This is a genomic window from Bradyrhizobium sp. JHI2711 (assembly GCF_056156565.1).
In genome coordinates, this window is the sequence record NZ_JBPZPT010000002.1 from 914,840 (window position 1) to 936,165 (window position 21,326).

Below are 21,326 nucleotides of genomic sequence, written 5' to 3' on the forward strand. Positions count from 1 at the left end.
GCCGGTCCGGGACTCATAACCACAGGGAGGAATCGTCGCGCAAAGGCGCCGCTCCGAGTCGTCGTAGCCACATCGTCCTGTGGCTATGGGTCCCGGGCTCGCGCTTCGCGCGCCCCGGGACGACAGTTGAGATTGGCGCTGGGTCTCACGCCTTCCCGTCGATCTCCGCGAACACTTCGCGCGCGATGCGGAAGCTGTCGACCGCGGCGGGCATGCCGCCATAGATCGCGACCTGCATCAGGATCTCGCGGATCTCCTCGCGGGTGACGCCGTTGGTCAGCGCGCCCTTCAGGTGCGCGCGAAACTCGTGCTGACGGTTGAGGATCGCGATCATAGCGATGTTGAGCATGCTGCGGGTCTTGCGCGGCAGCTCCTCGCGGCCCCACACCGTGCCCCAGCAATATTCGTTGAGCATCTCCTGGAACGGGCGGTTGAAATCGTCGACGTTCTTCAGGGCGTTGTTGACATAGGCCTCGCCCAGCACAGCTTTGCGGACTTCCAGGCCCTTGTCGTGCATCTTCTTGTCCATGGCGTTTCCTTCGTTTCCCTCGAGATTGGCGCGCGGAAATTACGGGGTTGCACCCGGCCAGTCACGTCCTCGTGTTATGCGGGAAAAGGAGGCGCTCCCGTACGGGAACGGATGCCTCAGTGCTGCCGTTGTGATAGGCTCTGCTCTACCGGGCAACCTGGAGAGTTGATTGAACGGCGTCACCCCCGAGCCGTCAGACCCGATCCGCAACGGCGATGCGCTGTCGCGGCTGAAGCTGGCGCAGGCCCTTGATCGGGCAACTTATGCCATCGCGTGGGAGCGTGCCTGGCCCAATGCGGCGCGCCTTCTGACCGTCGTCGGCCTGTTCCTGGTGGTGTCCTGGGCCGGCCTCTGGCTGGCGCTGCCGTTCACGGCCAGGGCCGTCGGTCTCGCCCTCTTCGCCGCGATCGCGGCGGCCGCCCTGTTCCCGCTGATTCGCTTCCGCTGGCCGAGCCGCGAAGAAGCGCTCGCCCGGCTCGACCGTGGCTCCGGCATCCGGCACCGCCCGGCCACCACGCTCACGGACACGCTGACCTCACAGGACCCGGTCGCGCAGGCGCTGTGGCAGGCGCAGCGCGAGCGCACGCTCGCCTCCATCAAGCGCATCCGCGCCGGTGTGCCGCAGCCCCGGCTCGCGCTTCACGACCCCTGGGCGCTGCGTGCCCTCGTGATGGTGATGCTGGTCGCGACCTTCTTTGCCGCGGGTGACGAGCGTGCGATGCGCCTTGGCGCCGCCTTCGACTGGAACGGGGTGTTGGCCCCGGCCAATGTTCGCGTCGATGCCTGGGTCACGCCGCCGCTCTACACCGGCAGGCCGCCGGTCATCCTGTCGGCCGCCAACAAGGAAGCGGCGGCGCTGCCCGCCAGCGGCCCGCTCGCCGTTCCCGCCGGCTCGACCCTGATCGTGCGCTCCTCCGGCGGCAATTTGGATGTCGCCGTCTCCGGCGGCCTCAAGGAGGTCGCCCCGGCTGAAGCCGGCCCCAAGGGAACCAACGAAAAGCATTTCGCGATTTCCGGCGACGGCACCGCGCAGGTCCGGGCGCCCTCCGGCCAGCCGCAATGGGCGTTCGCCGCCACGCCGGATCGTCCACCGACGATCGCGCTCGCGAAGGACCCGGAGCGCCAGGCGCGCGGCGCGCTCCAACTCTCCTACAAGATCGAGGACGATTACGGCGTCACCGGCGCCGAGGCGAAATTCGCCCCGCGGCCGACCGACGCCAAAGATGGTGTCAAGGATGGCCCTAAGGATGGTCCGAAGGCCGCCGTCGGCGATGGCGACAGCAGGACGGCGCCGCGGCCGCTGTTCCAGCCGCCGAAATTCCCGCTCGCGCTGCCGAATGCGCGCACCCGCAACGGCGTCGGGCAATCCGTGAAGGATCTCAGCGAGGATCCCTATGCCGGCGCCGAGGTCACGCTGACGCTCACGGCCAAGGACGAGGCCGGCAACGAGGCCGCCAGCGAGCCGTTCAACATGCGCCTGCCCGAGCGGCTCTTCACCAAGCCGCTGGCCCGTGCATTGATCGAGCAGCGCCGCATCCTCGCGCTCGACGCCAACAAGAATTCGGACGTCTATGCCGCGCTCGACGGGCTGATGATCGCGCCCGAGATGTTCACGCCGGAGCCGGGACAATATCTCGGACTGCACAGCGTGGCCCGGCAGCTCGAAGCGGCGCGTACCGACGATGCCTTGCGCGAGGTCGTGGCGAGCCTGTGGGCGCTTGCGGTGACGATCGAGGACGGCAAGATCTCCGACGTCGAGAAGGCGTTGCGCGCGGCTCAGGAAGCGCTGAAGCAGGCGCTGGAGCGCGGCGCGAGCGACGAGGAGATCAAGAAGCTCACGCAGGATCTGCGTCAGGCGCTGAACGATTTCATGCGCCAGCTCGCCGAGCAGTTCCGCAACAACAATGACCCGCAGCAGCTGGCGCGGCCGCTCGATCCGAACACCAAGGTCCTGCGTCAGCAGGATCTGCAGAACATGATCGACCGGATGGAGCGCCTGTCGCGCTCCGGCGACAAGGATGCGGCCAAGCAGTTGCTCGACCAGCTCCAGCAGATGCTGGAAGGCCTGCAGATGGCGCAGCCGGGGCAGTCCGGCGAGAGTGACATGGAGCAGGCGCTCAATGAGCTCGGCGACATGATCCGCAAGCAGCAGCAATTGCGCGACAAGACGTTCAAGCAGGGCCAGGATTCCCGGCGCGACCGCTCGCGCGGCAAGCAGCAGCAGGGCGATCAGTCCATGTCGGAGCTGCAGCAGGACCAGCAGGGACTGCGCGATCGCCTGAAGAAGCTGCAGGACGAGCTTGCCAAGCGCGGCCTCACCCAGAAGGGGCAGAAGGGTCAGCAGGCACAGAAGGGCCAGAAGGGTCAGCAAGGCGAGCAGGGCCAGCCCGGCCAGAACGGCGATCAGGATGGCGACCAGGGCGATGACGGCAGCCTGGATGCAGCCGACGGTGCCATGGGCGATGCCGGATCAAAGCTCGGCGAGGGTAATGCCGACGGCGCCGTGGACTCGCAGGGCAAGGCACTCGACGCCATGCGCAAGGGTGCGCAGAAGATGGCCGAGGCGATGCAGCAGGGCGATGGCGACGGCCAGGGCGACGGCCCCGGCCAGCGTGCCGGCCGGCAGCAGAGCGGCGGCAACCAGACCGATCCGCTCGGCCGGCCGCTGCATGGGCGCGAATATGGCGACGATTACACGGTCAAGATTCCCGGCGAGATCGACACGCAGCGTGTCCGCCGCATTCTCGAAGAGCTCCGCCGCCGTCTCGGCGATCCCTCGCGGCCGCAGATCGAGCTCGATTATCTCGAGCGGCTGCTGAAGGAGTTTTGAGGGACGGCTCAGTTCTCGTAGCCCGGATGAGCGCAGCGACATCCGGGGCAGTGTTCCCGCATATTAGCTGCGCTGATGCGGGCTACGATCGCGCCACAGTTTTCGTCATTGCGAGCGCAGCGAAGCAATCCAGAGTCTTTCCGCGACGGCAGTCTGGATTGCTTCGCTGCGCTCGCAATGACGATATGGGGATACCGCCGACGCTAGCCCTTCTTCGCCGCCAGCGCATCGGCGACCGCCGTGCGGATATCGGCGACCGAGAACGGCTTGGTCACGACGTCATGCACCAGCGCGTTCAGGTTCGAGGCGCGCTCGCGCTGGTCGGCAAAGCCGGTCATCAGCAGGATGGTCAGGTCGGGAAAATCGCGCGCCGCGGAGAGCGCCAGCGCGATGCCGTCCATCACCGGCATCTGGATGTCGGTGAGCAACAGGTCGAAGGCGCCATCCTCGCGGGTCAGGATCTCCAGCGCCTCTGCGCCGTCCTGGGCGGTGACGGTCTCGTGGCCGTCCATGGCAATGGCGCGCGCCACCAGCGCGCGCATCGAATCCTCGTCGTCGGCGATCAAGATCTTCGGCATGAGACGAACCTTGGTATCAACCTCCCCTGGGGGGCGATTATACGCTGCCGCCGGCAATGTCGCGCCGGTTGAAGAAACGAACGTCGATGTTGCGGCCTTCCGGCGGCGGTGAGGCCAGGCGCGAGCGGAAGAAGGCGCGCTCACCTGGCCGCAGCACGGTCTGCTCCAGCACCGCATTCCAGGCATAGATCTCCGCGCCCTGGGCGTCGCGCACGGCAAAACGCAGCCGCGGAATGTCGAGCGGCTTCTTGCCCTCGCCGACGATGACGCCCTCGATCACCAACACCTGTTTACCGTCCACGGTCTCGCTGGAGAGCTTGACGTCCTTGAAGGCGAGACCCCGCAAGTTCACCTCGAGCCCGACCATCTTGTAGAACGCTGCCGTCTGCGGCAGCAGCCGCACCACGTCGCCGCGCCAGAGCACCAGTGCCAGCACCAGCGCGCCCATCGCGGCGCAGGCGGTCGGCAGGCCAAGATAGGATTTGCGCGGAGCTGTGGTGGCGACCGGGCGGCTCACCCGCGCGCCGCGGCGGGGGAACAGGCTGCGGAACCAGGACTGGTGTTGCGCGCCGACGGCCTCCTCTTCGGCCTGCCGGGCCGCTGCCGACCATTCGTCCTCGGTCTCGCGGGTCTCCTCATCCGGCCAGTCGCTGGCGATCGAGGGACTATCGACGACCGGCGTATCAGTGGCGCCGTCGTCCTTGGCATAGGAGTTCCATTGTTCGGCGAGGTCGGACTGGTCGTCGGCTCGGCTGGCCGCGGCCATGGCCGGAACGGACGCCTCCTCGATGGCATCCTCGGCGTGGGCGATCCAGGTCTCCTTGCAGCGGGAGCAGCGGACCGCCCGCCCGTTCGCCCCAAGGCTCGCGAGCTTGATGGCGTAGGATGTCATACAATGGGGGCAGACGATATGCATGGACGAGCCTTGATGCATGAACGAAGGTCTTGACGATGCCACGGTCGCGGAGACCGGGCGCCCCTTATGCTACTGGGCGACCGTTAACGAACCGGAAACCATAACGGCGGCAAAACCCGTTGATCGCGTATGGCGGAGCGCCGCAAGGCGGCCCGCGCCTCCTCTCGAACGGAGCTGAGCTTGGTTCGGTTCGAAAATGTCGGATTGCGTTACGGTCTGGGGCCGGAGATTTTGCGCGACCTCACCTTCCAGATCCCCGCGCATTCCTTCCAGTTTCTCACCGGACCGTCCGGCGCCGGCAAGACGTCGCTGCTGCGCCTGTTGTTCCTGTCGCATCGACCGACGCGGGGCCTCGTCAATCTGTTCGGCCACGACATCTCGCAGCTCGGCAAGGACGAGATCGCAGACCTGCGCAAGCGCATCGGCATCGTACTCCAGGATTTTCGCCTGCTCGATCACATGACGACCTATGAGAACGTCGCGCTGCCATTCCGCGTCATGGGCCGCAGCGAGTCGAGCTACCGCAAGGAGGTGATCGATCTGTTGCGCTGGGTCGGCCTCGGCGACCGCATGGACGCGCTGCCGCCGATCCTGTCGGGCGGCGAGAAGCAGCGCGCCGCGATCGCGCGCGCCGTGATCTCGCGGCCGCAGCTGCTGCTCGCGGACGAGCCGACCGGCAGCGTCGATCCGACGCTCGGCCGTCGGCTGCTGCGGTTGTTCATCGAGCTCAACAAATCAGGCACCGCCGTCATCATCGCGACCCACGACATCGGCCTGATGGACCAGTACGAGGCGCGGCGCCTGGTGCTGCACCAGGGACGGCTGCACGTCTATGAGTAGGCTGGACGAGCGCGGCGTGCTGGTCGATCTCGGGCAGGAGCGTCCGCAGCTTCCGGCCAAGGCGCGCAACATGTCGCCGATCGTGCCGCGCGCCTCGATCCACGGCAGAGCGCTGCTCGCGGTGGTCGCCATCATGACGTTCCTCGCCTCGATGGCCACGGGCACGGTGCTGCTGGTGAGTGCCTCCGCCGCCGAATGGCAATCGGATGTCGCGAGCGAAATCACCATCCAGATTCGTCCGCAGGCCGGCCGCGATCTCGATCGCGACACCGCCGCCGTGGCGGAAGCGATGCGCACGCAAGCCGGTATCGTCGAGGTCAAGCCGTTCACCAGGGACGAGAGCGGCAAGCTGCTCGAGCCCTGGCTCGGCACCGGCCTGTCGATGGACGATCTGCCGGTGCCACGCATGATCATCGCGCGCGTGCAGCCGGGCACGCCGCTCGATCTCGGCGCCTTGCGCGCGCGCGTGGCGCAGGTCGCGCCGGGCGCCAGCGTCGACGATCACCGCGCCTGGATCGAGCGCATGCGCCTGATGACGAACGCCACCGTGCTGGCCGGCCTCGGCATCCTCGCGCTCGTCATCGTCGCAACCATCATCTCGGTGTCGTTCGCGACGCGCGGCGCAATGGCGGCGAACCGTCCGATCGTCGAGGTCCTGCATTTCGTTGGCGCCGGCGACCGCTACATCGCCAACCACTTCCTGCGTCATTTCCTCAGGCTGGGCCTGGAGGGCGGCGTGATCGGCGGCGGTGCCGCCATGCTGATGTTCGGCTTCTCCGAGTCCATCGCAGGCTGGTTTTCCGGGACTCCCGTCGGCGACCAGTTCGCCGCGCTGCTCGGCACCTTCTCGCTGCGCCCCTCCGGCTACATCGTGCTCGCGGTTCAGGCCGTCCTGATCGGCGCCATTACCGCAGTCGCCTCGCGCCAAACGCTGTTCGCGACATTGAACGATGTTGATTGAGTTTCTTTTCTTCCCTTCTCCCCTTGTGGGAGAAGGTGGCGCGAAGCGCCGGATGAGGGGTTCTGTCCACGCGTACAAATGTCGAGGTGAATGCGCGGAGAGAACCCCTCACCCGTCTCGCCGCTTTCGCCATAGCCGATGCAAAGCATCGGCGTTCTTAAGAACGGCGGCCGGCGGCCGCCTATGCCACCCTCTCCCACAAGGGGAGAGGGTGAAGAAACCGGACTCCACTTCGCCTCAAAACGTCATAAAATCAGATCGGGAAGGGATCACCGACATCGCATGAGCTCGCCGACCGACGATCGATCGCCGAAACTGCCGCGCGGCTGGCTGCGCGCGGCAATCGTGTCGACGATCGCGCTCGCCTTCGTCGGCGCGGCGGCGGGCTTCATTGCGTTCCTGGCGCAATTGCGCGGGGCCGAGAAAGTACCCGATCGCAAGGCGGACGGCATCGTGGTCCTGACCGGCGGCTCCTCGCGGGTATCGGACGCGATGGAGCTGCTGGCTGCCGGCTACGGCAGGCGGCTCCTGATTTCCGGCGTGCATCCGACCTCGACGGCGAACGACATCTCCCGCACCTTGCCGGAGAATCAGTCCTTCATGACCTGCTGCGTCGACCTCGACCGCACCGCGCTCTCGACCCGCGGCAACGCCGCGGAGGCGCGGCGCTGGGCCGAGGGGCGCCGGTTTACGTCTCTGATCGTGGTCACCTCGAACTATCACATGCCGCGCGCGCTGGTGGAATTCTCGCATGCGATGCCGCGGACGACGCTGATCCCGTTCGCGGTGGTCGGCGAAAAATGGCGCGAGGAGCCGTGGTGGATCTCAGGCTCGACGCTGCGGCTGCTCCTGTCCGAATACGTCAAGTACGTTGCGGCCGAGCTCAGGGTGCGGCTGGAGGATTTCGGGATTGACCTTTGGCCTGAGATGTCGGAGCAGCCTGCAGGTCAGCAACCGAAGCGGCCCGCCACCGCGCAGGCCAATTGATCGGACCATCGATGTTCCTGATTTTCCTGCGATCGCTCGTGTTCAACGTGCTGTTCTACGCCGTGCTGGTCTGTCTGGCGATCGTTGCGCTGCCGACCTTTGCATTGCCGCCGCGCGCCATGCTGACGGTGGCGCAATGGTGGGCCAAGGCCACGCTGGTCCTGATGCGCCTGGTCTGCAACATCAAGGTGGAATTCCGCGGGGTGGAGAAGATCCCGACAGGACCGCTGCTGATCGTGGCCAAGCATCAGTCGTTCTGGGAGACTTTCGTGCTGCCGGGCTTTTTCAATCGCCCGATCTTCATCCTCAAGCGCCAGCTGATGCAGATCCCGGTGTTCGGTCAGTTCCTGGTCAAGACCGGGATGATCGCGATCGACCGCAATGCCGGCGTCAAGGCGCTGCTCGAGATGACGCGGCGCGCGCGCGAGGCGGTGCGCAGTGGAAAGCAGCTCGTGATATTTCCGGAAGGCACGCGCCGTGCGCCGGGCGCGCCGCCCGATTACAAGACCGGCTTTGCGCAGATCTATTCCTCCTGCGGCGTGCCGTGCCTGCCGATCGCGCTCAATTCCGGCCTGTTCTGGCCGCGCCGCACCTTCATGCGCTATCCGGGCACGCTGGTGGTCGAGTTTCTCGAACCGTTGCCGCCGGGCCTGCCGAAGGACGAGTTTCTCGCACGCGTGCAAGCGGCGATCGAGGACGCGACCGCCCGGCTCGTCGAAGCAGGACGGAAGGAGCAGGAGCAGTTGATCGGCTCGGCGCCGAGCTACGCGCCGACCGGCTAAAGCGCGATGAGATTGGGATGAATCTTCATCGCGCTTTAGGTTGTTGTTTACGCATGATCTTTCCGGAAAACCGCTTCGCACGTTTCCGGATCATGCTTTAGCGGCTTTCCCGATCCTGGTCCCGAGCCGCCGCGTGCAGGGAATGCGCATCACCATGCAGCATCAATGCAAGCTGATGCAGCTGCGTGTCGCGAAAGCCTTCGGCCTCGATCGCCTTCACCGTCGCGGTGACGTAGTCGCGGTTGGCGCCGGACTGGCCGTGGCCCTGGACGACATGGCGGTGCTGCTCGGCCAGCGAGAGGCGGCCGGCATATTGCACATGACCGCGGTCGACGACGTAAGCGAGAGCGGCGACGCGCTGGCGTGCATCGTTCTCCAGCCACACCGAGCGCATCACCTCGCGATAGACCGAGGTGACCTGCTCGCGTGCGCGCAAATATGCGACCACTTCGGCACGGTTCTTCTCGGCGACGCGGAAGGCGATGCCGCGGCAGGCGCCGCCGCGGTCGAGTCCGAGCACCAAGCCCGGCTTCTCCGGCGTGCCGCGATGCACGAAGGAATAGACGCAGAGCGCGCGATGCTCGCCGACCAGCCGCGCCGGGACGCGCTCCTCGAAATCGAAGCCCGGCCGCCACATCAGCGAGCCGTAGCCGAACACCCAGAGGTCGCCCTTGGCTGTGGTGACGGAGGGGAGGGTGATTTCGGACATTTCGGGGACGGCTACCAGAACCCTGCGCCCAAGCGAAGCGATTTCTGCGCCTTTCGTCGCAGGCCCGCCCCGCTTACATTTGCCTGAATCTGGCGTCAAAGGGTCGCCGCATGTCCAATATGACCGTTGCCACTGGCCGCCGCTCCCGCTGGGGCCTTTTCATCGCCCCCGTTCTCGTCCTGGTCCTCGCCGTCGGCTGGACCTGCTTCTGGTTCTATGCGGCGTGGCAGGCCGAAATCGTCGCCGACGCCTGGCGGGCGCAGGAGGCCAAGGCCGGCCGCATCTATGATTGTGCCAAGCGCTCGATCGCCGGCTTCCCGTTCCGCTTCGAGGTCCAGTGCTCCGGCGCCAGCGTCGCCCTGGTCTCGCAGAACGCGAGCAAGACGCCGTTCACGGCCAAGCTCGACAACATCCTGGTCGTGGCCCAGGTCTACGACCCCAAGCGCATCATCGCCGAATTCGCAGCGCCCGCCACGCTGATCGACGGCATTACGCAAAACACCTTCACCGTGAATTGGAGCAAGGGCCGCGCCAGTGTGGCGGGTCTGCCGGCTGTGCCGGATCGCGCTTCCATCGTGTTCGACGACCCCAGCCTCAACCGTCTCGATGGCAGCGTGCAGGTGCCGCTTGCGCGCGCCAAGCAGGTCGAGCTGCACGGGCGCCTTGCCGATGGCTCGCCGGCCGATCATCCGGTGATCGAGACCGTGCTCCATGTCGCGCAGGGCAGCATCCAGGGCGTGCATCCGCTGCTCTCCGAGCCGTTCGAGGCGGACACCCGCGCCAAGATCACCGGCCTCTCCGACCTCACGCCCAAACCGTGGCCGCAGCGCTTCCGCGAGATCCAGGCCGCCGGCGGTCACATCGAGATCGTGCAGTCGCGCATTCAGCAGGGCGAGATGATCGCGGTCGCGGCCGGCACGCTCGGCCTGTCGCCCAACGGCCGGCTCGACGGCGAATTGCAGATGACGGTGACCGGCCTCGAGCGCGTGATCCCGGCGCTCGGCATCGAGAAGATGCTGGAGGAGGGCGTGCCGCAGGCCACGCTGGACCGCGTTGCGCCGGGCGTGAAGTCGCAGGACCTCAACAATCTGTTCGGCGCGCTCGACCGCGCCGTGCCGGGCCTCGGCAAGGTCATCAAGCAGAACGCCAATGCCGGCGTTGCCGCCGGCATCAATTCGATCGGTACCGAGAGCACGCTGGAAGGCAAGAAAGCGCGGAGCTTCCCGCTGAAATTCGTCGACGGTGCCGTGCTGCTCGGCCCGGTCAAGGTCGGTCAGATCCCGCCGCTGTATTAGTTGGCTCCCGTAGCCCGGATGGAGCGCAGCGCAATCCGGGGTTCTTGATCACAGCTGGCACTGTCCCGGATTACGCTTGTGCTCCATCCGGGCTACGCAGCTTTGTCCGGGCTACAGGCTCACGGCTTCTTCAGCGCCGCATGCGGCCGTCCGAAATCGGGCGCTGCGGAATCCTGGCCGATCTCGACGATGCCGCGGCGGATGGCGCGGGTGCGGGTGAAGTGGTCGAACAGCGCCTCCCCGTCGCCGCGGCGGATCGCGCGGGTGAGCTTGGCCAGATCCTCGGTGAAGGTGCCGAGCATCTCCAGCACGGCCTCCTTGTTGGCGAGGAAGACGTCGCGCCACATCGTCGGATCGGACGCCGCGATGCGGGTGAAATCGCGAAAACCGCCGGCGGAGAATTTGATCACCTCGGATTCCGTCACCTGCGCCAATTCGTCGGCGGTGCCGACGATGGTGTAGGCGATCAGATGCGGCAGGTGGCTGGTGATGGCGAGCACGAGGTCGTGATGATCCGGCGTCATCACCTCGACCTTGGCGCCCATCGCCGCCCAGAACGCGCGCAGGTGCTCCGTCGCCGCTGCGTCGCTGCCATCAGGCGGGGTCAGGATGCACCAGCGGTTGATGAAGAGCTCGGCGAAGCCCGAATCCGGGCCGGAATGCTCGGTGCCTGCCACCGGATGCGCCGGCACGAAATGAATGCCGCCCGGCAGATGCGGGGCCATGTCGCGGACCACAGCGCCCTTGACCGAGCCGACGTCGGAGACGATCGCACCCGGCTTGAGATGCGGCGCGATCTCCTGCGCTACGGGTCCGCAGGCGCCGACGGGAATGCAGAGGATGACGAGATCGGCATCCCTCACGGCCTCAGCATTGGTCGCCACCACCTGATCGACGATGCCGAGCTCGGCGACACGCGCGCGTGTCTTCTCCGAGCGTGCGGTGGTGACGATTTCACCGGCAAGCCCCTGGAGCTTCGCAGCGCGGGCGATCGAGCCTCCGATCAGGCCGAAGCCGATCAGCGCGACGCGCTGGAAGTGCGCCTGCGCGCTCATTTGCCGCCCATGAAGTCGCGCAAGCCTTCGACGACGAGGCGGTTGGCCTCCTCAGTGCCGATGGTCATGCGCAGCGCATGCGGCAGGCCGTAGTTCTTCAAGCCGCGCAGCACGAGCCCCCGCTTGGTCAGGAACGCGTCGGCGTCATCGGCGGTCGTGCCCTTGTCCGTCGGGAAATGGATCAGCACGAAATTGGCGACGCTCGGCGTCACCTTCAGCCCGAGCTTGCCGATCTCCTCGGTGAGCCAGTTGCGCCAGGTCTCGGTGAACTGCTTCGACATCGCCTGATGCGCGGTATCCTCGATCGCGGCGACCGCGGCATACATCGCCGGCGTCGACACGTTGAAGGGACCGCGGATGCGATTGACCGCGTCGATGACGTGCTCGGGCCCGAACATCCAGCCGATGCGCAGCGCGGCAAGACCGTGGATCTTGGAGAAGGTGTGCGTCACCACCGTGTTCTCGGTGGTGGCGACGAGCTCGATTCCCATCTCATAGTCGTTGCGCGAGACGTAGTCGCAATAGGCGGCGTCCAGCACCAGCAGCACGTGCGAGGGCAGGCCGGCGCGCAGCCGCTTGACCTCGTCGAACGGAAGATAGGTGCCGGTCGGGTTGTTGGGGTTGGCGAGCCAGACCAGTTTTGTCCGCGGCGTCACGGCTTTGAGAATGGCGTCGACGTCGGCAGTGAAGTTGGTTTCGGGCGCGACCACGTTCTTGGCCCCGTTCCCCATGGTCGCGATCGGGTAGACCAGGAAGCCGTGTGTCGTCGAGATCGCCTCGTCGCCCTGGCTGAGATAGGTGTGCGCGAGCAGATTGAGGATCTCGTCCGAGCCGGCGCCGCAGATGATGCGGTTGGGATCGAGGCCGAACGAGCGGCCGATCGCCTCGCGCAGCACGCGCGAGGTGCCTTCCGGGTAGTCCTCCAGATGATCTGCCACGCGCTTGAAGGCTTCGATCGCCTTGGGCGAGGGCCCGAACGGCGTCTCGTTGGCGGAGAGTTTGAACACCTTGCGGCCCGGCTCCGGCACCGGGCTCTTGCCGGGCGTGTAGGGCGCAATATCGAGAATGCCGGGATTCGGCACGGGGCGGGACATCTTGGACTCCGGATAGGCTGGGCTGCTCGCGATTTTACGATTTCGGCCCGGTCGGGGGCACCGTATAGCGCGTTGCGTGGCTGCCGACGAGGGCCACAGAGCGCACCGAGGCCCCCGCCTCGATCAGGGCAGCCCTGATCTTGTCGATGCTGGTCGCGCCGGTGACCGAGACCAGCAGCGCCGCGCCGTCGAAGGCGGTATCGGGCACGGCCACGATCTCGGCGAGCGGCGACAGCGCGCGGGCGACCTCGGCGTTCCATCCGGAGACGCGCACGCTGAACGTCTCGACCTCCGTCACCAGGGCGCTGTCCGCAACGCGCGAGATCGCGAACACCGGCAAGGCGGCCGGATGGTCGGCGCGCTCGATGAAAGGCATCCGTGCGATGATCTTCGGTGCGCCGTCCGCTTCCAGCTCCAGCCACCATGGCGTGCGGCTCGAGGTCGCCGAGACCATTGCCAGATCACCCTTGGATTTCGCTACCGCCTCGACCGCGGCCTGTGCGCTGAAATGCGCGACGTAAGGCACTGTGAAGCCGAAATTGAAGCGCACGGAATCGCGCATCGCCGCCTCGCTGGCCGAGATGTCGGCATGCACCGAGAACGGCGCCTGTACGTAAGTGAAGGTCGAGATGATGACGCGCCAGATGCTCTCGACCGTGTCGAGCGGCAGGATGCCGCGATGACGCTGCACGATCTCGCGCATCATGGCAGCCTCGCGCGCGGGACGGAACGCCGAGCCGACCTCCTGGGTCTGCTTCACCTGGATCAGGCGATCGATGATCTCGCCGCGCTGCATGAGGAGGCGATGCATGCCCTCGTCGATCGCGTCGATCTCCTTGCGCAGTTCCTGCAGCGATGGTGGCGCGGGCGGACGTTGGGACATGTCTGGTCGTCGATCGTTCCGGTGGGGGATATCCTGATTAGGCAGTCGGGGCGGCGAAAGCAAAGAGAAATGACGTGCTTTGCGGGCGTCGCGGCAGAGGCGAATTGGGGCGATCCGGGCCGCGACTTGACGAAAACCGCCCAAGACGGTAGCTTTTGCCCGTTCCGTGGTCATTTGAGCCGGCCGGCTTGCAGCCACGTTAAAAAACTCGCTAAACAGGCCGGGGACGCTTCCGATCCCGGCCGAACCTATCGTTCAGGCCGGGTTTTTCATGGCCTGATGTCAGCGGCGCGGTCGAGCAGCCAGTCGCAAACGAGGTCGATGTCCGAGATGGGTAGCGTCAAGTCGATACCGAGTCCTGCGATCAGCGCCGACGAGCGGTCGCACGAGGTGGATCATCCAAGCTCGCTGGTTGCGCATTTCGGCACCGAGCAGCCGCTGCGGCTCGATTGCGGCGTCGATCTCTCCCCGTTCCAGATCGCCTACCAGACCTATGGCGAGCTCAATGCCGATCGCTCCAACGCCGTGCTGATCTGTCATGCGTTGACCGGCGATCAGCATGTCGCCAACGTGCATCCGGTCACCGGCAAGCCGGGCTGGTGGGAGACGCTGGTCGGCCCCGGCCGCCCCATCGATCCCAAGCACTACTTCATCATCTGCTCCAACGTGATCGGCGGCTGCATGGGCTCGACCGGGCCGGCGTCGATCAATCCCGCCACCGGCAAGGTCTGGGGCCTGGACTTCCCCGTCATCACCATTCCGGACATGGTGCGCGCGCAGGCGATGCTGATCGACCGGCTCGGCATCGACACGCTGTTTGCCGTCGTCGGCGGCTCGATGGGCGGCATGCAGGTGCTGCAATGGACCGCCGCCTATCCGGAGCGCGTGTACTCCGCGCTGGCGATCGCCTGCGCGACGCGGCACTCGGCGCAGAACATCGCCTTCCACGAGCTCGGCCGCCAGGCCGTGATGGCCGACCCCGACTGGCATGGCGGCGGCTATGCCGATCGCGGGATCCATCCGCATCGCGGGCTCGCGGTGGCGCGGATGGCTGCGCACATCACCTATCTCTCGGACGCGGCGCTGCACCGCAAGTTCGGCCGGCGCATGCAGGACCGCGAGCTGCCGACCTTCTCGTTCGACGCCGATTTCCAGGTCGAATCCTATCTGCGCTACCAGGGCTCGTCCTTCGTCGAGCGCTTCGACGCCAATTCCTATCTCTACCTGACGCGGGCGATGGACTATTTCGACATCGCCGCCGACCACGGCGGCGTGCTGGCCAAGGCCTTCGCCGGCATCGAGACCCGCTTCTGTGTGGTCTCCTTCACCAGTGACTGGCTGTTTCCGACCTCGGAATCGCGCGCACTGGTGCACGCGCTGAACGCCTCGAGCGCGCGGGTGTCCTTCGCCGAGATCGAGACTGATCGCGGCCACGACGCCTTCCTGCTCGACGTGCCCGAATTCTTCGACATCTCCCGGGCCTTCCTGCAATCGGCAGGCAAGGCCCGCGGGCTCAACCTCGAGGACCGTTAGCGATGTCCGTGCAGGAAGTGCTGCCGCTGGACGGCGTTGCGGCCAGGCCGTCCGGTGATTATCGCGCCGATCATCGGCTGGTCGCCGAGATGGTCAAGCCGGGCTCGAAGGTGCTCGACGTCGGCTGCGGCGACGGCGATCTGCTTCAGCTGCTTGAGACCCGCGGCATCGACGGCCGCGGCATCGAATTGTCGCGCGAGGGCGTCAACCGCTGCGTCGCCAAGGGGCTCGCGGTGGTGCAGGGCGATGCCGACACCGATCTCGTCAACTATCCCGACGATGCCTTCGACTACGTGATCCTGTCGCAGACGCTGCAGGCGACGCGGCAGCCGAAGGTCGTGCTGGAGAACCTGCTGCGCATCGGCCGCCGCGCCATCGTCTCGTTCCCGAATTTCGGCTTCTGGAAGATGCGGCTCCAGCTCCTGATCGGCGGCCACATGCCGCGCACGGAGAATCTGCCGGCGACCTGGTACGACACCGCCAACATCCATTTCTGCACCATCAAGGATTTCGTGCAGCTCTGCGACGAGATCAACGTCAAGATGGAGCGCTCGGTCGCGCTCGATCTCTACGGCCGCCCGGTGCCGCTGAACCTGCCCTGGTGGGTGTGGAACATGTTCGGCGAGCAGGCGGTGTTCTTGCTGAGCCGCGGCGGGGGGAAGTAGTTTCTCTCCGTCATTCCGGGGCGATGCGAAGCATCGAGCCCGGAATCCATCGTCCAACAGCGCCTGCAGCCCGATGGATTCCGGGCCTGCGCCTTCGGCGCATCCCGGAATGACAGCTAGTGGGAAACCAGCGACCGCGGGTCCCGCACCGGCCAACGTCCTGCTTCCACCAGCGTCACGAACCGCTCGACACTCTCGTTGAACAGCGCGGGCTCCTCCAGGTTCAGCACGTGGCCGGACTTCGGAAACATCGCGAGCCCCGCCGCGGGCAGGTGCTTCTTCAGGAACAGGCTGGCGCCCACGCAAGGCTCGTCCTCGTCGCCGCAGATGATCAGCGCGGGTGTTGCCGCGCCTCTGATCGCGTCCGTCATCGTGTAGATCGAGGGACGGCCGCCCTGGAATCCGCGCATGGTGCGCGCCGATCCCATGGCATCGTGCCGCGCCAGTGCGGCGTAGAAATCGGCATGCCCGCGTGGATCCTTCACCAGGAACGGAATCCGGCTCGGCGCCTCGCGCGTCACTTTCGCGACCTCCACCGAGCCCAGCGTCTCGAACTGCTCGGCATTGGCGCGACACTGCTTGCGCCAATCGTCGAGGTTCTCGAGTTCCGAGCCGGAGCCGACGCCGGCGAGCGTCATCGACAGTGCGCGCTGCGGCGCGCTCAACCCGATCTGCAGCGAGGAATAGGCACCCATCGAAAGACCGACGAGATGCGCGCGCTCGATGCCGAGATGATCGAGCACCGCAAGCGCATCGGTGTAGAAATGCGTGTAGGTGTAGACCTCGCCGTCAGGCACGTCCGATGGCGTGTAGCCGCGCGCCGAATAGGTGATGCAGCGATGGCCACGCGAGAAGTAGCGCATCTGCGGCTCCCAATTGGTGTAGTCGGCCGCGAACTCGTGCAGAAAAAGTATCGGCGTTCCCTGGCCCGCCTCCTCGAAATAGATGCGGACGCCGTCCCTGGTCGTGGCGTGGGGCATTAACCGTTTCCCTCTGTTTCAAGCCGTGTTCGAGGATCGCAGTTAATTCTGTTGTCGGCAATGCGGCAGCAGCGCCGAGCACGAACACAAAATCATTGCAGCCATTCGCGGGCGTTGCGTCTTTTTCTCGCCACATCGGGCGGCTTAACGGCCAAACGGATGTCGGCCATTGCACGGGCCGGCGGGAAGTGGGGGTGTCAAGAAGGATGAAGAATGTTCGAGTTGTTTGCGTCTCGCCTGTCGCGTTGTGTTGTCGCGCTGGCGCTGTTCTTCGCGGCGTTCGCCGTGTTCGTTTCTCCGGCCTCGGCACGGCCGTATCATCGTCATAGCGCGGAGCGGCACGGTTACGTGCATCACGCCAGACATCATCACCACCGTCACTATCGCCATCATGCCCGCAGTTCGCGCTTCGAGCGCAGCGCGGCGCAATTGCAGGCAAGCGGCTTCGCCGACACCCAGGCGAGCTATGATCCGAATGCCAATGCCAGCGGTGCCGGCATGAACGGAGGCTTCAGCGGAGGATCGGGTCTCGTCTCCGAGGCGCGCCGCCATATCGGCGGCAATCCGACCGGGCGCGGCCGCCTGTGGTGCGCGCGCTTCATGAACATGGTGCTGGAGCATACCGGCCATCGGGGCACCGGCTCCGACATGGCGAGCTCGTTCGCGCGCTACGGCACGCGCATCTCCGGACCGCAGGTCGGTGCCATCGCCGTGATGTCGCGCGGCCGCCGCGGCGGTCATGTCGGCATCATCACCGGCATCGACGCGCAGGGTAATCCGATCATGATCTCTGGCAACAACGGCAACCGCGTCCGCGAAGCCCCGGTCTCGCGCGGCAAGATCTATGCGTATGTGATGCCGAACTGACGGTGGAGCTGTAGCGACGGTCTCGTAGGGTGGGCAAAGCGAAGCGTGCCCACCACCTCCCTCCGCTCGACGAGATGGTGGGCACGGCGCAAGAGCGCCTTTGCCCACCCTACGGCAGCGGAGTTAGCTCACAGCAGCTTCGGCTCTTCCACCGCCACCACATCGCCGACGCCGACGTCACCGTCGGCGATCACCTCGGCATAGATGCCGCAGTCCATATGGCCGAGATGGCGCGAGAGCGTGGGCGGGATTTCGAGATCGCGCTTGGCGGTCTCGGGGTCGACATTGGTGGCCGGGCAGCGGACGATGCGCTTGATCACCTTCAGTCTGGCCTGCCCGATCGCGAGCGTCTGGCCGACGAGGTCGAGCTCCGACCAGGCCGGCCAGCCTTTCACGTAGAGATTGGCGCGGAAGCGCAGCGGATGCACGGCGACGCCGCCGAGCATGGTCTCGATGGCGCGGACGCTGTCGAGATTGATGATGGAGACGACCTTGCGGGCGACGTCGGAGAAGCTGTGGTCGCGGCCGGAGAGAATTTTGGGCGGGCCCTTCAACTCGGGCTGAAAGTTCTCTGTGAAATAGGCCTCGATGGCGGCGCGCCCGGCGGCGGTCTCGAGATCGCCGCTGGCGACGATCTGGCCATCCTTGCGGATGGTCAGCACGTTGGTTTCGTCGTCGAACCGGCTGTCGAGCTCGGCCAGCCGCTCATTGCGCGCCAGCATCAGAAACTGGATTTTCGGCTTCCATTCGGGCGCCTCGGGGTTGAACCCGCTCGGGCCGTTCTCGATGGCGTAGCGGCGGTCGGCCGGCAGGGTCTGGCCGACCCGCAAAGGAACGTGCGACAGGCGCTCCGGCGTCAGGCCCTTGATCGGGTAGCGGTAGAGGCCGGTGATCTCGGCGGTATGGCTGGCTGTCATGCCGCTACTTAAGGGATTCGGCCCGCCATCGCCAAGCCCGCCCGTCCGCGCACGAAATTGTGAAGTAGCCTCTTTCGCATCCGCAACCTGCTTCCCACATCTGGCCCAGGCCGGCGGCAACGCCGGCAAAAGACGACCGTTACCGGTTGAGAAACGTCAATGCGGTAATTGGAAACCCAATGAAGATGCCGTTTGGGGTGCCTTAGAGGGCCCCGAGGGCAGGCCGAGGGACAGAAAAGATGAATATCGAGAAGTATACCGAACGCTCCAGGGGCTTCATCCAGTCCGCGCAGTCGCTCGCCATGCGCGAGGGGCACCAGCAGTTCTCAACCCTGCATGTGCTGAAGGTCCTCTTGGACGACAATGAGGGGCTCGCCGCCGGTCTGATCGACCGCGCTGGCGGCAATTCCCGCGCAATCCTGAAGGCGACCGAGGACGCCCTCAACAAGGTGCCGAAGGTCTCCGGCGGCGGTGCCGGGCAGATCTATCTCGCGCCCGAGCTGGCCCGCACTTTCGATGCGGCCGAAAAGGCCGGCGAGAAGGCCGGCGATAGCTTCGTCACGGTCGAGCGGCTTTTGCTCGGGCTCACGCTGGAAAAGACCAGCGAGGCCGGCACCATCCTGAGCAAAGGCGGCGTCACGCCGCAAAACCTCAACGCGGCGATCGAGGCGCTGCGCAAGGGCCGCACGGCCGACAGCGCGACCGCTGAGAACGCTTATGATGCCCTGAAGAAGTATGCCCGCGACCTCACCCAGGCCGCGCGCGACGGCAAGCTCGATCCGGTCATCGGCCGCGACGAGGAGATCCGCCGCACGATTCAAGTGCTCTCGCGTCGGACCAAGAACAATCCCGTCCTGATCGGCGAGCCCGGCGTCGGCAAGACCGCCATCGCCGAAGGCCTCGCGCTGCGCATCGTCAACGGCGACGTGCCGGAGAGCCTCAAGGACAAGAAGCTGCTCTCGCTCGACCTCGGTGCATTGATCGCCGGCGCGAAATACCGCGGCGAGTTCGAGGAGCGGCTGAAGGCCGTGCTGCAGGAAGTGACCGGGAGCGAGGGCACCTTCATCCTGTTCATCGACGAGATGCACACGCTGATCGGCGCCGGCAAGGGCGACGGCGCGATGGACGCCTCCAACCTGCTCAAGCCGGCGCTCGCGCGCGGCGAGCTGCACTGCATCGGCGCGACCACGCTCGACGAATATCAGAAGCACGTCGAGAAGGACGCCGCGCTGGCCCGGCGTTTCCAGCCGATCTTCGTCAGCGAGCCCTCGGTCGAGGACACCATCTCGATCCTGCGCGGCTTGAAGGACAAGTATGAGCAGCATCATGGCGTGCGGATCACCGATTCCGCGCTTGTTGCGGCGACGACGCTGTCCAACCGCTACATCACCGACCGCTTCCTGCCTGACAAGGCGATCGACCTCATGGACGAGGCCGCGGCGCGGCTGAAGATGCAGGTCGATTCCAAGCCGGAAGAGCTGGATTCGCTCGACCGCGAGATCATCCGGCTCAAGATCGAGCAGGAGGCGCTGAAGAAGGAAAGCGATGTCGGCTCCAAGTCCCGGCTCCAGACCCTGGAGAAGGACCTGGCCGAGCTCGAGGAGAAGTCGGCGGCGCTGACGGCGCGCTGGAGCGCGGAGAAGAACAAGCTCTCCGACGCCCAGAAGCTGAAGGCCGAGCTCGACGGCTTGCGTGTCGAGCTCGCCAATGCGCAGCGGCGCGGCGAATTTCAGAAGGCCGGCGAGCTGGCCTATGGACGGATCCCGCAGCTCGAGAAGCAGCTTGCCGATATCGAAGCCAAGGAGAACTCGGGCGAGATGATGGAGGAGGCTGTTACCGCCAACCACATCGCGCAGGTGGTCTCGCGCTGGACCGGCGTGCCCGTCGACAAGATGCTGGAAGGCGAGAAGGAGAAGCTCCTGAAGATGGAGGAGCAGCTCGGCAAGCGCGTCGTCGGCCAGGCCGAGGCCGTGCGTGCGGTCGCAACCGCCGTGCGCCGCTCGCGTGCCGGCTTGCAGGACCCGAACCGCCCCACCGGCTCGTTCATGTTCTTAGGGCCGACCGGCGTCGGCAAGACCGAGCTGACCAAGGCTCTCGCGGAGTACCTGTTCAACGACGAGACCGCGATGGTCCGCCTCGACATGTCCGAATACATGGAGAAGCACTCGGTCTCGCGGCTGATCGGCGCGCCACCGGGCTATGTCGGCTATGACGAGGGCGGCGCGCTCACCGAGGCGGTGCGGCGCCGACCCTACCAGGTGGTGCTGTTCGACGAGATCGAGAAGGCGCATCCTGATGTCTTCAACGTGCTGCTGCAGGTGCTCGACGACGGCCGTCTGACCGACGGCCAGGGCCGCACCGTCGACTTCCGCAACACGCTGATCATCATGACCTCGAACCTTGGTTCGGAATATCTGGTGAACCAGCCGGAGGGCGAGGACACCTCGGCCGTGCGCGAGCAGGTGATGGGAATGGTGCGGGCGCACTTCCGCCCCGAATTCCTCAACCGTGTCGACGAGATCATCCTGTTCCACCGGCTGCAGCGCAGCGAGATGGGACGCATCGTCGAGATCCAGTTCGCGCGGCTGCAGAAGCTCCTGACCGATCGCAAGATCGTGCTGAGCCTCGATGCCGCGGGCCGCGACTGGCTCGCTGCCAAGGGCTGGGATCCCGCCTACGGCGCAAGGCCCTTGAAGCGGGTGATCCAGCGCTACCTCCAGGACCCGCTCGCCGAGATGATCCTCGCCGGCGACGTCAGGGACGGCGACAATGTCGCGATCTCGTCCGAAGGCAATGTGCTGACCTTCAACGGCAAGGCGCCGCAGACCGCCGAGATCACCCAGTTCGAGGCGCCGGTGGCGAAGCGGAAGCTGAACTGATGAAATACACGCCCTCCGCGCCAACC

The 21,326-nt window shown here is 66.0% G+C and carries 19 protein-coding genes and 1 riboswitch; of the genes, 10 read left to right on the forward strand and 9 right to left on the reverse strand.

What is annotated here, in order from left to right; all coding sequences use genetic code 11:
• Window positions 1-145 precede the first annotated feature (145 nt).
• Window positions 146-529 (reverse strand): carboxymuconolactone decarboxylase family protein, encoded by a 384-nt coding sequence (locus ACTEK7_RS16850; protein WP_028134137.1) that lies wholly within the window; start codon window positions 527-529, stop codon window positions 146-148.
• Between the two features lie 169 nt (window positions 530-698).
• Between ACTEK7_RS16850 and ACTEK7_RS16855 the strand changes: the two genes are divergently transcribed.
• Entirely contained in the window at window positions 699-3,359 is a 2,661-nt protein-coding gene (locus tag ACTEK7_RS16855; protein ID WP_225147393.1) for a TIGR02302 family protein, read from the forward strand.
• Between the two features lie 203 nt (window positions 3,360-3,562).
• Here the strand turns inward: ACTEK7_RS16855 and ACTEK7_RS16860 are convergent, their stop codons facing one another.
• On the reverse strand, window positions 3,563-3,937 hold the full coding sequence (locus tag ACTEK7_RS16860) for a response regulator (protein WP_035996894.1): 375 nt from the start codon (window positions 3,935-3,937) through the stop codon (window positions 3,563-3,565).
• 37 nt (window positions 3,938-3,974) lie between these two features.
• Window positions 3,975-4,853, reverse strand: a complete 879-nt coding sequence (locus ACTEK7_RS16865) for an MJ0042-type zinc finger domain-containing protein (RefSeq protein WP_225128574.1) — start codon at window positions 4,851-4,853, stop codon at window positions 3,975-3,977.
• Between the two features lie 180 nt (window positions 4,854-5,033).
• On the opposite strand from ACTEK7_RS16865, the gene ftsE reads away from it, so the two are divergent.
• From ftsE to ACTEK7_RS16885, 4 genes are all read left to right on the forward strand, one after another.
• Window positions 5,034-5,693, forward strand: a complete 660-nt coding sequence (gene ftsE / locus ACTEK7_RS16870) for a cell division ATP-binding protein FtsE (RefSeq protein ID WP_057028593.1) — start codon at window positions 5,034-5,036, stop codon at window positions 5,691-5,693.
• Complete coding sequence (locus ACTEK7_RS16875) at window positions 5,686-6,654, forward strand: cell division protein FtsX (RefSeq protein ID WP_225147392.1); 969 nt, start codon at window positions 5,686-5,688, stop codon at window positions 6,652-6,654. Before ftsE ends, ACTEK7_RS16875 begins: the two co-directional genes overlap by 8 nt.
• 282 nt (window positions 6,655-6,936) lie before the next feature.
• Window positions 6,937-7,641, forward strand: a complete 705-nt coding sequence (locus ACTEK7_RS16880; protein ID WP_225147391.1) for a YdcF family protein — start codon at window positions 6,937-6,939, stop codon at window positions 7,639-7,641.
• Window positions 7,642-7,652: 11 nt separating this feature from the next.
• Entirely contained in the window at window positions 7,653-8,423 is a 771-nt protein-coding gene (locus ACTEK7_RS16885) for a lysophospholipid acyltransferase family protein (protein ID WP_035996922.1), read from the forward strand.
• A gap of 97 nt (window positions 8,424-8,520) precedes the next feature.
• Here the strand turns inward: ACTEK7_RS16885 and ACTEK7_RS16890 are convergent, their stop codons facing one another.
• Complete coding sequence (locus ACTEK7_RS16890; protein ID WP_109142250.1) at window positions 8,521-9,132, reverse strand: gamma-glutamylcyclotransferase; 612 nt, start codon at window positions 9,130-9,132, stop codon at window positions 8,521-8,523.
• A gap of 110 nt (window positions 9,133-9,242) precedes the next feature.
• On the opposite strand from ACTEK7_RS16890, the gene ACTEK7_RS16895 reads away from it, so the two are divergent.
• Complete coding sequence (locus tag ACTEK7_RS16895) at window positions 9,243-10,427, forward strand: DUF2125 domain-containing protein (RefSeq protein WP_035996928.1); 1,185 nt, start codon at window positions 9,243-9,245, stop codon at window positions 10,425-10,427.
• 119 nt (window positions 10,428-10,546) lie between these two features.
• Here the strand turns inward: ACTEK7_RS16895 and ACTEK7_RS16900 are convergent, their stop codons facing one another.
• Genes ACTEK7_RS16900 through ACTEK7_RS16910 form a run of 3 tightly spaced genes read right to left on the reverse strand, consistent with a single transcriptional unit; the run spans window position 10,547 to window position 13,459 of the window.
• A complete protein-coding gene (locus tag ACTEK7_RS16900; protein ID WP_225128579.1) occupies window positions 10,547-11,482 on the reverse strand; it encodes a prephenate/arogenate dehydrogenase family protein in 936 nt (311 codons plus the stop codon).
• Window positions 11,479-12,576 carry a histidinol-phosphate transaminase gene (gene hisC / locus ACTEK7_RS16905; protein WP_225147390.1) on the reverse strand — a complete coding sequence of 366 codons (1,098 nt, stop codon included), beginning with the start codon at window positions 12,574-12,576 and terminating at the stop codon, window positions 11,479-11,481. The genes ACTEK7_RS16900 and hisC overlap by 4 nt, the downstream gene beginning before the upstream one ends.
• A gap of 34 nt (window positions 12,577-12,610) precedes the next feature.
• A complete protein-coding gene (locus tag ACTEK7_RS16910) occupies window positions 12,611-13,459 on the reverse strand; it encodes a chorismate mutase (protein WP_036040392.1) in 849 nt (282 codons plus the stop codon).
• 156 nt (window positions 13,460-13,615) lie between these two features.
• A riboswitch (SAM riboswitch) is annotated at window positions 13,616-13,695 on the forward strand.
• 94 nt (window positions 13,696-13,789) lie between these two features.
• On the opposite strand from ACTEK7_RS16910, the gene metX reads away from it, so the two are divergent.
• The gene (metX, locus tag ACTEK7_RS16915; RefSeq protein ID WP_225134394.1) at window positions 13,790-14,992 is read left to right on the forward strand and encodes a homoserine O-acetyltransferase MetX; all 1,203 of its coding nucleotides are present in this window, start codon (window positions 13,790-13,792) and stop codon (window positions 14,990-14,992) included.
• Window positions 14,993-14,994: 2 nt separating this feature from the next.
• Entirely contained in the window at window positions 14,995-15,657 is a 663-nt protein-coding gene (gene metW / locus ACTEK7_RS16920) for a methionine biosynthesis protein MetW (protein ID WP_035996939.1), read from the forward strand.
• 116 nt (window positions 15,658-15,773) lie between these two features.
• On the opposite strand, the gene ACTEK7_RS16925 is transcribed toward metW, so the two are convergent.
• Window positions 15,774-16,637 (reverse strand): alpha/beta fold hydrolase, encoded by an 864-nt coding sequence (locus tag ACTEK7_RS16925; RefSeq protein WP_225147389.1) that lies wholly within the window; start codon window positions 16,635-16,637, stop codon window positions 15,774-15,776.
• A 213-nt stretch (window positions 16,638-16,850) separates the two neighbouring features.
• Here ACTEK7_RS16925 and ACTEK7_RS16930 point away from each other — a divergent pair, with 213 nt between their 5' ends.
• The gene (locus ACTEK7_RS16930; protein WP_109142255.1) at window positions 16,851-17,504 is read left to right on the forward strand and encodes a TIGR02594 family protein; all 654 of its coding nucleotides are present in this window, start codon (window positions 16,851-16,853) and stop codon (window positions 17,502-17,504) included.
• A 128-nt stretch (window positions 17,505-17,632) separates the two neighbouring features.
• Here the strand turns inward: ACTEK7_RS16930 and ACTEK7_RS16935 are convergent, their stop codons facing one another.
• On the reverse strand, window positions 17,633-18,421 hold the full coding sequence (locus tag ACTEK7_RS16935) for an MOSC domain-containing protein (RefSeq protein WP_225142819.1): 789 nt from the start codon (window positions 18,419-18,421) through the stop codon (window positions 17,633-17,635).
• 239 nt (window positions 18,422-18,660) lie between these two features.
• Between ACTEK7_RS16935 and clpB the strand changes: the two genes are divergently transcribed.
• Complete coding sequence (gene clpB, locus ACTEK7_RS16940) at window positions 18,661-21,300, forward strand: ATP-dependent chaperone ClpB (RefSeq protein WP_035996950.1); 2,640 nt, start codon at window positions 18,661-18,663, stop codon at window positions 21,298-21,300.
• Window positions 21,301-21,326: the final 26 nt, after the last annotated feature.